General features: G+C 42.4%; 9 protein-coding genes. All 9 read right to left on the bottom strand.

Annotation, left to right across the window (positions count from 1 at the left end):
• Window positions 1-17 precede the first annotated feature (17 nt).
• The gene (locus LI015_RS23885; RefSeq protein WP_227126511.1) at window positions 18-872 is read right to left on the bottom strand and encodes a phosphoadenosine phosphosulfate reductase family protein; all 855 of its coding nucleotides are present in this window, start codon (window positions 870-872) and stop codon (window positions 18-20) included.
• A gap of 219 nt (window positions 873-1,091) precedes the next feature.
• Complete coding sequence (locus tag LI015_RS23890; protein WP_054354037.1) at window positions 1,092-1,514, bottom strand: hypothetical protein; 423 nt, start codon at window positions 1,512-1,514, stop codon at window positions 1,092-1,094.
• 311 nt (window positions 1,515-1,825) lie between these two features.
• Window positions 1,826-7,666: an ATP-binding protein gene (locus LI015_RS23895; protein WP_227126503.1), complete on the bottom strand. Its 5,841-nt coding sequence runs from the start codon at window positions 7,664-7,666 to the stop codon at window positions 1,826-1,828.
• A gap of 278 nt (window positions 7,667-7,944) precedes the next feature.
• On the bottom strand, window positions 7,945-8,373 hold the full coding sequence (locus tag LI015_RS23900) for an N-acetyltransferase (protein WP_054354036.1): 429 nt from the start codon (window positions 8,371-8,373) through the stop codon (window positions 7,945-7,947).
• A 139-nt stretch (window positions 8,374-8,512) separates the two neighbouring features.
• Complete coding sequence (locus LI015_RS23905) at window positions 8,513-10,135, bottom strand: antirestriction protein ArdA (RefSeq protein ID WP_227126504.1); 1,623 nt, start codon at window positions 10,133-10,135, stop codon at window positions 8,513-8,515.
• Between the two features lie 53 nt (window positions 10,136-10,188).
• A complete protein-coding gene (locus LI015_RS23910) occupies window positions 10,189-10,650 on the bottom strand; it encodes a hypothetical protein (protein ID WP_227126505.1) in 462 nt (153 codons plus the stop codon).
• A 157-nt stretch (window positions 10,651-10,807) separates the two neighbouring features.
• Window positions 10,808-12,463, bottom strand: coding sequence for a recombinase family protein (locus LI015_RS23915; RefSeq protein ID WP_227126506.1), 1,656 nt, complete (start codon window positions 12,461-12,463; stop codon window positions 10,808-10,810).
• On the bottom strand, window positions 12,369-13,388 hold the full coding sequence (locus LI015_RS23920; protein WP_227126507.1) for a recombinase family protein: 1,020 nt from the start codon (window positions 13,386-13,388) through the stop codon (window positions 12,369-12,371). Before LI015_RS23920 ends, LI015_RS23915 begins: the two co-directional genes overlap by 95 nt.
• Window positions 13,385-14,998 (bottom strand): recombinase family protein, encoded by a 1,614-nt coding sequence (locus tag LI015_RS23925; RefSeq protein ID WP_045091643.1) that lies wholly within the window; start codon window positions 14,996-14,998, stop codon window positions 13,385-13,387. Before LI015_RS23925 ends, LI015_RS23920 begins: the two co-directional genes overlap by 4 nt.
• Window positions 14,999-15,017 lie beyond the last annotated feature (19 nt).

Here is a 15,017-nt window from a genome sequence, read left to right on the forward strand (position 1 = left end):
TTGATATCGCTTAGATTCTACAAAATATCCTTTTCTCCCAACCATTCAATTCGATCAAACAAACTTATCTGCCCCTCTATAGTCTCTTCCTCCATCCACCACGAAAAAACATCCTCCGCTGTCTTCCACTTCGTTTTGCCGCCGCCAGCATGGATTACATCCAGCATCTTTCCAAATGATCGTATATATGCCCGTTGGTAGGTCGGGAATAGACGAAACTCTGTCCAACGGTTCTTCCCTGCCATGGGGCATCCCAAACAGCCGACTCGGTAGAATCCCATATCATAAAGCGGATTAAGCTCCAGGCGCTCGCTGCGTATATATTCCCACACATCTGAGTCCCGCCAGTCTACAATCGGATTGCAGATTCTTTTCCCTTTTAATGTGCAACTCTCAAACAGCATGCGCTGCTCATCATTGTCATTATTCAGGATAATCTTCTTACTGGGATCTGAGACAAAATTTTCAAAAACGCCTCGTTTATTTTTCCGCTTCACACTCTCCGCCCAACGTACACCGGTGGTAATGAACCGCTCCCGGCAGGAGTTCTCTTTACAAATTTGGCAGCAATATCTTTGCAGCCTTGTCGGTGGGAATTTTTTCATAGGGATCAGAGACCACATGGTAACTCTCTGGCCTTTGTATATCGGATAATTCACACAGCAGGTAATCCCCTCCAGTTCCAACCTGTGAAAAATATCTCTCACATAGTAAATGGTCTGAGGTGCATCTGCTGTCGTCAGGTTGTGATGAATCTCAAATGGTATCCCGGCACGTCTTACAATTTCCCTACAGACCGCGCTGTCTTTCCCTCCACTGTCCGTTACAACTAAAGGGCGTCCGTATAGTCGCAGGGACATCTCTGACGCCATCCTCACTCTTTCAATCGCTTTCTGTTCTAAATCCATTCAAAAAAGAGTCAGATATCTTTTCCCGGCCGGAACTCTGCCTCCTTCTTTTTTGCTCTCTTGCAAGAGAAAAAAGACACTGATTTTCATCAGTCTCTCTCTGTCATAACAATCTGCTCTTTTCTATTCACACAATGAACACCATCACCTCCTTCACAGCAAAGCCTTACCATATTCCCGGATTTACATATTCATTTGCTGTCCCTGAGTTATTTCTGCCTCCTGAAACAGTCCAACATATTGACTAATCTCATCCGCCAATATCTGGTAATCCTTCTGGTTCGGCTTATAGACATACCACTCCTTCTCCTTGTTTTCCCAAATGTGCGGGATAATCCCTTCCTTGAAATTGGGATTGCTGACCGCCTTCCTGCCCCAAATATCCCGGAATTTCAACGCATTGGTATCAATCGTTCCCTCCTTTCGGTTAAGCATTGTCATAACGATTCCGTCATATGTTGTAGTAGAAGATCTGGAAAACTCCAGACGCATACGAACTTCCTCATTTACTCTCACATAACCGCAACTTCCGATATATGTTGCATCTTCGCTGTATCGGGTCATACCTAGCACCTTTTTTAACTCCATTCGCAAAAAATTCACCATTTAACCTCCTCTGTCCCTTTTTACAATTTAATCCGCAGTCCCTGTAAGGTTTCTAGCTCTTGAATCAAGACTGCATATTTATCAACCACCTTAGCCATTTTTTCTTAATCGATTTTTTCGAACAAATAAAATAAAGGCTATTACGATAAATAACGTTTACTAACCAACGCCCTATCATAACAGCCTTCTAGCTTGTAATTAACAAAAATGACCAGTTAGGTTCAATCCTGCTGGTCATTTTTATTATGTACCATTTGCAATTTTTATGTCCATAAATCCGCCTACCATAAGTTGTCCATTATTTAAGTAAATCAATAAGTATGCGTGTATGATTGCACACAGGTTTTCATCATCAGTGTTCCAAATCGTTGCTCCAACGTTCCAATATACTCTTTCTTTATATACAACTCAGTACCACTATATAATGGAATCGCGTTTCCAGAATACTCGCTGTCACCTTTATAACTCGATGACCATTTTTTCATAATAAAGACAATATCATTTTCCTGATTGACTGCAATATATCTCCCATGTAAAAAATCAAATTCAATATGAACGTTAAGTAGTTTAGAAACTGTCATTCCGGGCCACAGATAGTCTTCATCTTCTAATTCTCGATCTAGCGTTCTAATAAAATCAATCAGTGATTCCGAATTATTTGAAATCATAAAGCTTTCTCCCTTTTCAACCGCTGTGGCTAAATATTGTTGGAATGGAATCTGACCTTCTTCGTCATTCTCTCCTACTATTCCTTGATATGCAAATACCAAAGATACCTGTTGATAATCGATGCGTTTCCTTGTTTCAGAGCAGCCTATTAGAATGTATTGGTCCTCATTATTTTTGAAAAAAGGCTCACACGAATTATTCTTATCATACAGATGATTTTTAGGTTGCACTTCACGACATTTAAATAATCTATACATTCCCTGATAGTCAGGCATCAACCGGAGCAAGTTCTGTGGAATCAACTCGGGGTTTCTGTCCCCAAAGGCTTTTTCAATGATTGAATGGAGCGCATATTGAATTACATATGATTTGTACACGGTATTTGTTTCAGGAATCTTACTTGAGCCCCCAACAAAATCTTGTATTTTATCATTCAGCCTCCTTGATGCATGTAGTTTATCATAAAGTTCTACATAGTTAATACCACAGGTATTTACCACCTGCATAATTGGATCTCGATATATTGAATTCTTAGCGTATTCATCAGCTCTTTCTCGAGTCTTTTCTTTCCCAAGATTATATAGTTGTTCCGCTAAATAAAACTCAATATCTTCCTGTTCCATATAATCGGGTGCATGTTTATCAGAGCACTTTAAAAGAAAGCTCTTATATATTGTAAATTCCGAAAATATGACATCCAAAAGTAAATTTCCGGTTGGATAAACAGCATTAATTGCATTGAGCATTCGATCTATATTCAAATCCTTCAGACGATAACCATAACATCTTACTAAATCTGCGATTGCTATTTGTGTCACGAGATTATACTGTTCATAATGCTCCAGACAAAAAACTATCGATTCCGTGAATTCTGAATAATTCTCTTCTTCAGCAGCATTCGCCAAATAAGCATACGTTGCCAAAAACGATTCCTTCCCTTCATCAATGAACCGCATTAATAAGCAGTTACGCAGTTCTAACAGTTCATCCATTTCTTCCAAAACATTGTCTATAGGATACTGATCAAGGTTCGGAAAACGAAGCTTCATAATATCAAATGCACTTCTCCAAATCGTGATAATACTATCCTTGTCAAATCCAACCGCAAAAAGTGCATTCAAAATGCCTTTTGTAATTCTGCCCGAATGTAAAATAATAACTTCAGGTAATTCACGATAAAACGTGTCACAGGCCACATCAGATTTCATTCGTATACTATTAAGAAATTCATCCTTATCAATTAAAGAGCTTCCCCATTCATATGAGTTAAGGTATATCAACATATGAACTTCTGACATTTCTTTATCATCCAATTCCAACTGCCCAATGATTTGTAGAATAGTATCCTTATGTTTCTGACTGTACCTCCATCCACCAGCTCTAGTAATTATGAATCTCAGTATCTCAAGTAAAGTATCTTTATCATTCTGATAATTCTTAAGAAATTCGCAGATATCTTGTATATCTCGCTCAGTTAAATCATGTGTTTCAAACCATTTCTTTGCGTCCTCTGGGGTTGAGGCTTCAAAATGTATTTGATTGTCTTCAAAAACATCAACTGTTTTCTTACCGTCTTTGTTGTCTATATCGTCAGCTTTCTTTATGCGGAAATATTCTATATACTGTGAAACATCAAATCCCGCTGACTTGACTGTTAACAAGAATTCTTTTATACTTCCATCTTTCCAAGAATCACTGTCTGGCCAAGGCATATCAAGTATATTGAATCTTGAAACAACATTGATAACAAGTTCATTCATACGGCGCTTGATCCGTAATCTTTCATCATCGTCTGTTCCTGTGCACATCTGCTCTAGTATTCTGAATACAGATGTGGCCGCATCAATTATTCTTGGGCTTGTATCATTCGGAAGCGACTCTATCAGTCCAATTACAATATCCAAATAACTAGAGTCATTGCAATACTTCTCTATAGCAGAACGTAACATACACTCCACAACCCAGCTTTTTCCATACTTGATCTGTAACCCGGCCAGAAATGCAAGAGCATACCTCGAATCTGTCTCAAGCAATTCATCAAACCAGTGGTTTAGAAAGTGCTTTGTTTCTCTTCCATCTGTATGATTCCAAAGAGCTATTGTCATTTTCGTTATTGTGTCACGTTCCTCTTCTGGATTTTCTGCAACAGATTTAAAAAATATTTTATAAGAATCCATAATCTGCTCCAGAATAATATCCTTGTGATATCCATATGCAACAAGATAACGTGTACACAAATCAAAATACTCTAAAGCCTCAGCCTGATTATACTTTGAAATAAGACTAACAAAGCGAAGCTTTGCCGCAGCTATGCAGTCATATACCTCATTTTTTTCTATTTTCTCCTGAGTCCTTAATAAATAAGGTTTTACAATTTCATAATTATCAATAGTCAGAAAACGAGATATTAATCTCAAAAATTCAGCATCAGTTAATGGCCCTCCCATGCTATGATCAAAACTTGTTCCAGTTTCATCATCAAGTCGCTCGAGAATACCTAAAGCTTTCTCCAGATCCTCTACTGTCCCATTTTTGTTAATCAGTTCTACCGCCCGTTCATATGACCTTGTTAACTCATTCTGGAGAAAATATAAATCACAAGTACGTGGTTCTCCCTTGAAAACTTCCGTATCCTGTAGCAATAATTCTAAATTAGTAATCGCTGATTCACAGATGGATTTAGAATCCATTTGTGCTGTGTGTATGCACAATTCTGCCATCTTGATAGAATAAATTATCCAATTATAGAACCAGTTAATATTTTTACAATCAGCTAAGACTGCCTCTATAGCTTTTCTGTCCCCTTGCTCAGCGAGATGGTATACTTGTGAGAATAATTCCTTGAAAATCCTGATATCTTCTTCTCCTGGCATCTTCAGTTTTTTGATTTTTTCCCAATTCCCAATTGCAGCCTCAAAAGAAACATCATTTTTCGGATAATATCCAGTTTCAATATATGAAAGATAACTTTTCCAATGAATCAGTTGTTGCTCTTCCGCAATTGAAGCAATTTCATCAAATTCTATATAATCCTGTAGCTCATCATACGCAATCTCAATACATTGATTTCTTATTGAAACATTTTCTTTTTCTATCATCTTCATGAGCTTAGGAATGATGCTAACTCCCTGTTCATCAAGATGATATCTAAAATAGTATTTAAAATCCTCAATCTTGTACTGTTTAGCATCTGTATCTAAATACAGTTCCCACCAAGGTATAATGCCAGCTTTCGAAGAAATATAACATGCCAGTCGACCTGTATTCTTATCAAAGGTTGGTTCTCCATTAATCTGCATTAATTGATTTAGTTTAGAAGCACCTTTTATATCACATATTGCTTGGAAGTATTCTTCACCAGTACTTTCGAATTCGTTCATATCATCGAGCATTGCCAACAATTCACCAGCTGTTACCAACGCAACTAAATTTTTGCTTCTACCTGCGCTTCGAATAATGCAATTCAGATTCATTCTTATACGTTTTCGAGAATACCCCTCTGAGACTGATTTAAGAACAAATTCTTTCTCAATCAAAGCAGTATTTTCAACATCCCTCTTGATCTTATACAGTAATTCCGTAAGATAATAAAACGACTTATCAAATTCAAAGAATGGTTTCTCCTGTAACCAATCAGCAAGGATACCATAAACATTTCTCTCTAAATCAACCTTTTTCTCCTTTAATGAGGACAACACAAATCGGCGAAAACTTTCATGATAAATTGAAAAGCCGCCGCTTAGAATATTTTCAATCAATAGTGGGTGAAGCACCGATATATCGCGTTCTACAAATTCTCCATCTCCAGTAATTTCCATTAAATCATCTAGACTAAGATAGAAGTCTGCCCCACAAAGTGCATTAACTGTGCGATTGTTATAAACCTTTTTATATAAATAGGAATAATACTCAGATAGACTAATATCGTAATCGGGTATTCCGTCAATTAATTCTTTATTTATATTTGAGTTTCGTAACTGACGCAAGATATAACTGAGGTACAACGCATTTCCCTCAGATTTCTTAAGTAGATATTCACTTATTAATAAACCATCGTCATCTTTGATAGTATCATCAGTAATCTGAAAAGTCGCCATTAAGGATTTTGCTTGCTTAATCCCCCATGGCTCAATTTCAAATACACAGTAGCTATTGGCTTTGAATTTATCCAGTGCGTCTATTGGCTGCGATGCTATTATGACATAGCAGTTATCAGGAAAATGAATTTCCAACACTTCCGAAATGATTTCAGTTTCTGAACATGAAATAAGATCTTTATGTAGAGCATATTCTCTGGAGATGTGATCAAGGCCATCCACTACTAAATAGAATTCTTCTCCAATGAGTCGAAGCAGATTTTCAAGCTCTGCTTTATTAGCACCAAACGTTGTATTCTTATGCTCAACTAATTCTGGGCATTGTTCCACAATCTGTGAAACCAGATTGCCATATAAGGAAGTTACACGTATTCTCTCAAGACTATTTGTGTCCTGCAATGACTGGAAGCAATTATAATGAATAACTTTACTGTCATCATTCTCAAGTTTATCTATATATTCATCGACAAGCCAAGACTTTCCTGATCCAGGATTGCCGGTAATAATAACACGTTTTGAATCACGAATTGTTCCGTGTAGCCTTTCAATTTCATCGTCAAGTATAACCTTATGTGCTGAATCCACTGGAAATCTTTGATCAAATTTCCCATAATCCATTATAAATCCAAGGCGTCCCATTAATGTATTGGTATAAAGTCTATTCCCCATCGCTCTGGAGTGCTTCACTTCCGTAGCAAGCTTATAAATAACATCTTCAGCGTTGAGACCATCATTTGGATATATTCCTACGCCCAATTTCTCAACTTGCCGAATAATTACATTTTCTATGCCACCAGGATTCTTTAAATCAAGACTTGCCTTAGGCATTTCTAGAATAATCGTAAGTTCATCACAAAAAGACAAAAAGTCTTCTCTAGCAATAAGTCCTGCCTTAATTGCCAAATTAAACTTTCTCCACGTTTTTGGAGGTAAATTTTCTACTGGCCAAAACACTTCTCCATCAAACGAATATGCAGCAATCAAAAAAGGCAGGGGCTGTTCTTGAATAGGCTTCAGAAACTCTGTAATCGGATCTTCATCAGTAGGCCTGCTCCACGCAAGGCATAACTTTATCTGAGTATCATTTTCAGATTCTTTTCTTGTTTTCCAAGAAGCGAAAAGATCGCATAACGCAATATCATGTCCATTACCATTTGCAAAGTCATCTTTAGTAAGTTTGTGGGAGCTTTCATCATCAGAATACTTAATCTGAAATTCAGTGGTACCATTAGGCGTCTTCACCTTTAGATCGTCAAATTTATCTCCACTGAAATCCTTACGATCAATAATTATTTCAGCATCTGTCTGGCGAAGCATCAGTTGTAGGATTATTGAAACAGTAAAATAATCCTGATATTCATATCCTTCATGGATTGCGCTCTGCATTTAATGACCTCCCCACATCAACACTAAGTGAATCAACTTTTTAATTCTTCCCCTATCATCAAATCATACGTTTCCTTATGCCCGTATAGTAAGTTAAATCGCAAGATGACATACTGTCAATAATTTTTACAAAATTCCGATTTGTTGAATTCACTTTCTCAATATATTTTTCCTTCATTAATTTAGTATCTCTACAAAATATTGCAACTTAGACACTCAGGACTAACTTCCTTATATCCATACCAAGGGGCCCATTTTCCATAATATGTTCCTCCATTTTATTCGCTGTCCTCATGAAACACCATCAGATACTCCTGCTCCCCATTTTCTTTCTCTATCATGCTGTTTTCAACACGGAACCCTTCCGTCCAGTAGAATGCCACAGCGCCTGTATTTTTCTCATATACATGCAATGACAGGCGCTTTTTCCGCTTTACCTCTGAAATCAGCTGATGGCCAATCCCCTGTCCTCGGTGTCCCTCCGCTACAAATAATCCAGCAATATATTCTGCGTCCATGCCAATGAAGCCCTGAACCTCCCCGTCTTCCTCAAACACATACACCTCTGCATTTGGCAAAACAGAGCGGACTATCTCATAATTCTGCCTCCAATATTCCTCTTTTATAAATGGATGAGCCTTTAAGTTTCCCTCCAGCCAAATCTCCATAATCCTATCCAAATCCCGAAACTCAAATAACCGAATCATCTGATCTGACGCCTCCTCTTTCTACTGCTATTATACAGGAGCAGACATGAGATCGCAATATGTTTTTAGAACGTTTGTTCTTTTCGTGTTTAGCCGCTGTTCTGGGCTTGCATTGAAAACTTGATTCAAAGACTTACGTTTAAAGCTGCAGCTCCTGCCCAATCTGACTTCCACCCAGGCAGTCCCTTCGAAACTCCTCCTCCGTTTTTATGAACAGGTTGTCATTATTGTCTGTATCCCAGAATCCAATATAAATCTCACCCTTCTCCGTTCGAATAGGCCGGTAAAACAGTTCTTCACCCCAGCCACTATCCGCCATCACCTTCCACTCTTCCATTACAGCCGCCAACTCCCGGTCATTTAATTCTCCGTAAGTTCGTACTGTAAGCACACCCCAAAGGCTGCCGGCATATGCTTCTACATCTGGCGTCATGGATGCAACCCGTTTTTTAAGCAGTTCAGAAAACAGATATTCCGCCAGTCCCTTCTCAGGGCAGCTTTTTAAGCTGGCCTGGATTTTTCCCCGGATCATATTTTCATACGAGAGAAGTTCCTCCCCGCTTAAAAGCTCCGGTACAAAGGATTCACTTCCACTCCAATAGGCGGTTACAGCCAATGAATTGTACAGGCGGAATTCATGAACAGACGGACTCAGTTCCTGTATCGGATGTCCCTTACAGATGAGCGTGCCAAATGTTGTCTCCACCGGCCCATTCTCCTTCATTTTCTGCAAACCAAATTCTTGGAGACGGACATAGGGTTCCAGCTCCTTCTCGATGTAAATCTGATGCAAATTCAGCAGATACTTTGCATAGCCCTCCGCTGACAACTCCTGAACCGGGAGAAATTCGTAATCCTTATAATTACGGATAATCTGACACGCTGTATCTACCTCCCTGGGAACCTCTGCCTCCAGGGAAGCCAGAAGTTTTTTTCTCGACACAGTGGTTTTATCCGCCAGGTTCTGTATCTCCATTGCAACCTGGTTCAACTCCCTAAATGTGAGCCTCGGTGGCAGAAACTGATCCAACTCCCAGATATTGCTGAGATAGTCTCCCACCTCATCAACGTCATATGTTCTGCACTTATCTTCCAGGGCTTCCAGCTGTTTCTCCGTCATCGGGAAATAAAAACAAATCTTTTCCGGACACCTCTTATCAAATGCCAAATACACCCGAAATACCGCTGTCCCAGGCTGCACCACTTCCGGATTCTGCTTCTTTCCCACTCCCGGTTTTGGCTCTTTGATTCTTGTGATGAGCCCCTCATCTGTCAGCCGTTCACTGGCTTTCATATGAATACGGCCATACGCCTCATAATCAAAATAACCAGTTAGTTCAACCGGCAGCGTTCTTCCCTCCTGTTCAAACAGATAATGCCCATAATGTTCAAGAGATTTTATCTCTGGATGACATTCGTACTGGTCTAAATGATCCATTGTCTCCACGATCCGCAACAAGGAATCCGGCTTTTCATTCTGCAGCACGGCCTCGAAGACAGCCCGCTCCTGCTCGGACCAGGAACCAATCTTTGTGGCAAGGTAATTTAACTGCCCCAGGTTTGAATCCTGAAACACAAATTCTCCAATTAACAGAGGAGCCAGACCAACCACTGGCACTTGCACATCTCCTATGAATGGAATCATCCTGGAAGGATGGTACCCAGCCAGTTCCTTCTGGATCTGCTCTGCCTGTTCCTCCAAGGCCGGCAGCTTCATCCAGATTCCGCCATCCCAGTTTTCACGCTTCACAAACACTTCCATTTAAGCCCCACTCCCTTCCTCATTCCTTCTATGTTAGATATGGTTCCGATGATTTAAGTTAGGATATTCCCCGGCAGCTTTCCCGTCTGTACTCCCATTCCCTGGGATTCTCCTTCCTGCTGTCCCTGCGCCAGTTCTTCCGACTGAAACAGGGACAGATATCCATTGACCGCCTCCGCTATCTTCTGATAGTCTGCCTCTTCCATCTCACAATTCCACCAGGCAGAGTCCTTATACGAGCTCAGTTCCGGTCCTGCCATCCGCTCTCCATCGTTTTCTTGTTTCAGACCGGTCACATCACTGATTAAAAACTTCATCTGATCCACCAGTCCATTGGTCCGCTCCAGCACAGAGACGGTAAGACGGGTATATCCACTGTCCAGGAATCCCTGTCCCAGCTCAATCTTCCCTCTAAGATTCTCATCCAGTCTACCATAGCAGGCTTTCCCCACATAGTGCATATCCTGCATTGCGATCCGCCCTTCAAACATCTTTTTCAACTCTTCTGATACCATTCTGCTGTTCCTCCGATTCTATCGTTCCTATACCGCTCTATAATGCCAACAATAAAACCCCCAGCTGTGATAGAAATATCACACGATGTCTGGGGACTTTATTCTTACCACTGTCAGGAGCCCGGCAGGCAGGAACCCGTTGATTCTGCCGCCGGCCTTAGTCATAATCGTCAATTCTTTGTGTCATTACAATCCCTGAGTGGAACTGAATTTCAATCTTATCTTCGCTGATTACCTTGATACCCTTAATCAGCCGTCTGACCAGTTCATCGTCAAACTGACGCTTTAGGTAGTTGGTCTTCCGGATGTATTGGCCCATGCCTTCCACTCTCTGGTCGTAGGCTTCGGCCAGCTGCTTTTCCCGGAGTAACTCCGTCCTCTTTTTCTTGAAGACCCGGATCTGGTCTGCAATCTCACGGTACGCCCGATCAAACTCCTCATCGGCGCTTTCCGTTTTAGCACTGTCCTCGATTAGGGCCAGCATCTGTTTCTGCAGCGAATCGATTTTCTCATCATATTCGGTTGGCTCCACGTTGTCAGAGTAACTGCCCAGGATCCGGATGACATTATCTCGGAAGGCATCGATGAACTCCCCTTCATCCTTTACTACGGAGTTGACGGCCTCCATAATCGCCTCATGGAGCGCTTTTTCTTCCAGGCTTGGGGAATGTTTGCACTTTTTGGTTCCACTCTTCAAGCGGCTGTAACAGCGCCACACCGGCTTTTTTGTCCCTCCGTTCACCCAGACCTGCCTGCGGTAAGGCTGTCCACATTCTTTACAGTACATGATGTCGGCTAACACATACTTGGAGCTATATCTTCCCCGGATGGTAGCTCCCTTCTTGTTGGCCGGACGGTAGACATTGGCCCTGCGGGCCCTCTCCTCCTGTACCTGATAGAACAGTTCCCGTGGGATAATCGCTTCATGATTTCCTTCGATGTAATACTGTGGCACAATTCCTTTATTGACCGCTCTTTTTTTCTCCAGGAAATCCACGGTATAGGTTTTTTGCAGCAGCGCATCTCCCATGTATTTCTCATTCATCAGCATCTTGGAAATCACTGTGGCATGCCACACGGTGTTTCCCGTCACAGTCCGGATTCCTTCCTTGGTAAGCGTCTCTGCAATTTTGTTAATGCTGTTTCCTTCCAGGTATAGTCGGAAGATCCTGCGGACCAGCTTCGCCTCATCCGGCACAATGATCAGATTTCCTTCTTCATCCTTGGTGTATCCCAGAAATTTATTGTGATTTACATACACCACTCCGTTTTCAAACTGCCGCACATATCCCCAGTGTACATTTTCACTCAAATTCCGACTTTCTTCCTGGGCCTGGCTGCTTAGGATGGTAATCAGCATTTCCCCGCCATCACCCAGGGTATTGATATTCTCCTTCTCAAAATACACGGCGATATTCTTTGCCTTTAATTTTCGGATATGGGTAAGGGAATCTACCGTATTCCTGGCAAAGCGGCTGATGGATTTTGTGATCACCATATCAATTTTCCCCGTCATGCAGTTATCAATCATTGCTTGAAAGTCATTCCGCTTACGGGTCATGGTGGCGCTCTTCCCGTCATCTGCATAGATTCCTGCAAACACCCATTCCGGGTTGCTATTGATCTTTTCTGTATAATAATTCACCTGTGCTTCATAGCTGGTCTCCTGCTGTTCCTGCAAGGTACTAACCCGGCAGTAGGCGGCTACCCGCAGCCGCTTATATTGGGCCCTTGTATCCCGGCTGTATTCCGGATTTGCTGGAATTACAGAGATGTTTTTCTTTACAACGGTTGCTGTTCTGGTTCGTCTCATCCGGTTTCCTCCCTTCCGCTGCTTCCCTGATAGGAAGCTCGATTTTTACACCATTCATTAATTCAAATTCGAACCGACTGTCCTTGTGAACCGTAATCCGATGTATTGCTGCCTTAAAAAGTTCACCATTAAATTCTTTTTGGAGTGGGTTTTCTTCCAGGGCTATTTTCAGTTTTTCAGTCTGGTAATTCTGGTCCTGGATTCTGGACACTCGGTATTGTAATCTGGCCCGCTCATAAATCAGCCGTACCATCTCCTCGGATGGATACTCCGGCTTTTCCTCCAATTCCTGCAGCTTTCTGGTCAGTTCTGCAGCCTCACGGCTATAGGGCAGGCCTTGCACGATGGTTTCCGGCTCTGTTTGAAAGCTCCCATCCTTCACCCCTCTCATCAAATCCATAAATGCTTGGATGATCTGGCTGTTTACCAGGAATATATTCCGGCAACACACCTTGTTTTCATTTATGTAGTGCTTACATTTCCAGACGATTTTTTCTCCCGGCTGTCCGCAGTGCTCCACGTATCGGCGGTAAGGCTGCCCGCAGACTCCACAGACCAGACTGTCTGCGAACATAGAGCGATTCCCGAAGCTGTTAGGCTGCATGACGCGTCCCAACTCTCTGCTCTTTTCTTTCCTGCGCTCCTGTACCTGGGTGAACAGTTCCGATTCTATTATTTTGGGATAGAATTCGTCTCCCAGATACTTTCGGTTCTCCAGGATTTTTCCAACTGTCCCATGGTTCCAGACCGGCTTATGGTTTGCATTGAGCGCTCCCAGATCAGTGAGTTTCCTTGCAAGTTGGTACAGGGAAGCTCCTTCTGAATACTCCTGGAAGATTTCTTTTATAATCTCTGCCTGTTCTGGAGCAATTACTATTTTTCCTCCCGCCATCCGGTACCCCAGCGGCATATGGCGCTGTCTCATACTCCGCTCACCTCCTGTCCATTTTCTTCCAGTTCCAGACCGTTCTTCAGCCAGAATACCAGCCGGCGTCCGGGCAGCACCGTGATATGGTCTACCAACAGCAGGAACAACTCCTCGTCATATGCCTCCAGAATGGCAGGACGATTGCGGAAGACGCTTATCAGATATTCGGTCTGGGATATCTCCCATTCAAAGGCTTTCTGCCCCTGCAGCTGCCGCAGCCGCCTCCGGTGCGCTTCCAGCTGTGCCTCAATCTGGTTTTGTCTCTCGATAAAAATGGCAGAGCTTATGCTGCCTTCGGTTAATACCCTGCCCAGCCTGTAGCCCTGCCGCTTTAGTTCCTGGATATTCTGTTCTATCTCCTGCATCTCCCGGTCCTGCTCTGGGTTACCTTGGATTGCCTTCAGCGCCGCAAGCATGGGGATCAGGATTTCCTCATAGTTGCTGGCAAGCCGGTTCCAGAGCGTAAGAAATGCAGCCTGGATGACGTCCTCACGGACTGCCTTCTGGCTGCATTTCTTACTGTCTTTAATATGCTGGTAACAACACCACTGGATTTTTTCATATGGCTTTCCGATGTAGATTTTCTGCCTGCGAAATTTTGTTCCACACTCCCCACAGAGAATCCGACTGCTGAATGCATACCGGTTCTGATATACACTGGTATCCTCCACACACTGCCGTTCCCTCCGATACTCATAAATCTGGCGGATAGCCACAGCCTCCTCTCTGGTAATAATGGCCTCATGGTCATCTGCTATCAGATACTGGGGCAGTTCTCCTCGGTTGTTTTTGCGAATGAATGGGACTCCATCGGTCGTATAGGTTTTCTGAAGCAGCAGATCCCCTTCATATGCACAGTTCCGAAGAATCCCCTTTACCACACTGTCCTGCCATTCCTTTGCTCCACGGATCGTGGGAATCCCTGCTGTTTCCAGTTCTGCGGCAATGGTGTAGGATCCTTTCCCTCCCAGGTATTCATCAAAAATCCAACGCACGATCTCCGCCTCCTCTTTTTTTATAACCAACTCTCCGTACTCATTATTCTCATAACCATACGGTGGGCTGCTTATAATGAATGTACCTTTTCGGAACCTCCGTACTACCGACCACTTATTATTGGTGGAAATGCTCTCGGATTCTCCCTGGGCGATAGAACTTAAGATGGTTATCATCTGCTCGCTCTTTTCCATTAGGGTGTTGAGCCTCTCCTTCTCAAAATAAACGCCTATTCCAAGGGCCTTCAGTTCCCGGATGGCTTTGATGCTGTCCAACGTGTTTCTGGCAAACCGGGTCACAGACTTTGTCAGGATCAAATCAATTTTTCCCTGCCGGCAGTCCTCCATCATCTGTTGGAAGTCATCTCTCCGGTACAGCTTTGTACCGGTCCGGCCTTCGTCTGCATAGATACCGGCCAGCACCCATCCCTCCTTTTCCCCAATCAGCCGGGTGTAGTAGTCTACCTGGGCTTCAAAGGAATTCTTCTGGTCCGCCAAGTTCGTACTGACGCGGCAGTAGGCGCAGACACGTTTGACTTCCACCGCATTGGCGGTGAAACCGTTGCTAACAGGCTCAATTTTTGTAATTTTCTTTACAACCTTCTTTGCCATAGGCTTCTCTCCTTCCTTT

This window comes from Enterocloster sp. 210928-DFI.2.20 (assembly GCF_020554465.1).
Lineage (GTDB): Bacteria > Bacillota > Clostridia > Lachnospirales > Lachnospiraceae > Enterocloster > Enterocloster bolteae.

Coding starts and splice junctions, on each gene's coding strand:
- LI015_RS23885 (WP_227126511.1), bottom strand. CDS start 872: ATGGCGTCAGAGATGTCCCTGCGACTATACGGACGCCCTTTAGTTGTA.
- LI015_RS23905 (WP_227126504.1), bottom strand. CDS start 10,135: ATGGAAGTGTTTGTGAAGCGTGAAAACTGGGATGGCGGAATCTGGATG.
- LI015_RS23890 (WP_054354037.1), bottom strand. CDS start 1,514: ATGGTGAATTTTTTGCGAATGGAGTTAAAAAAGGTGCTAGGTATGACC.
- LI015_RS23900 (WP_054354036.1), bottom strand. CDS start 8,373: ATGATTCGGTTATTTGAGTTTCGGGATTTGGATAGGATTATGGAGATT.
- LI015_RS23895 (WP_227126503.1), bottom strand. CDS start 7,666: ATGCAGAGCGCAATCCATGAAGGATATGAATATCAGGATTATTTTACT.
- LI015_RS23915 (WP_227126506.1), bottom strand. CDS start 12,463: ATGAGACGAACCAGAACAGCAACCGTTGTAAAGAAAAACATCTCTGTA.
- LI015_RS23920 (WP_227126507.1), bottom strand. CDS start 13,388: ATGAGACAGCGCCATATGCCGCTGGGGTACCGGATGGCGGGAGGAAAA.
- LI015_RS23925 (WP_045091643.1), bottom strand. CDS start 14,998: ATGGCAAAGAAGGTTGTAAAGAAAATTACAAAAATTGAGCCTGTTAGC.
- LI015_RS23910 (WP_227126505.1), bottom strand. CDS start 10,650: ATGGTATCAGAAGAGTTGAAAAAGATGTTTGAAGGGCGGATCGCAATG.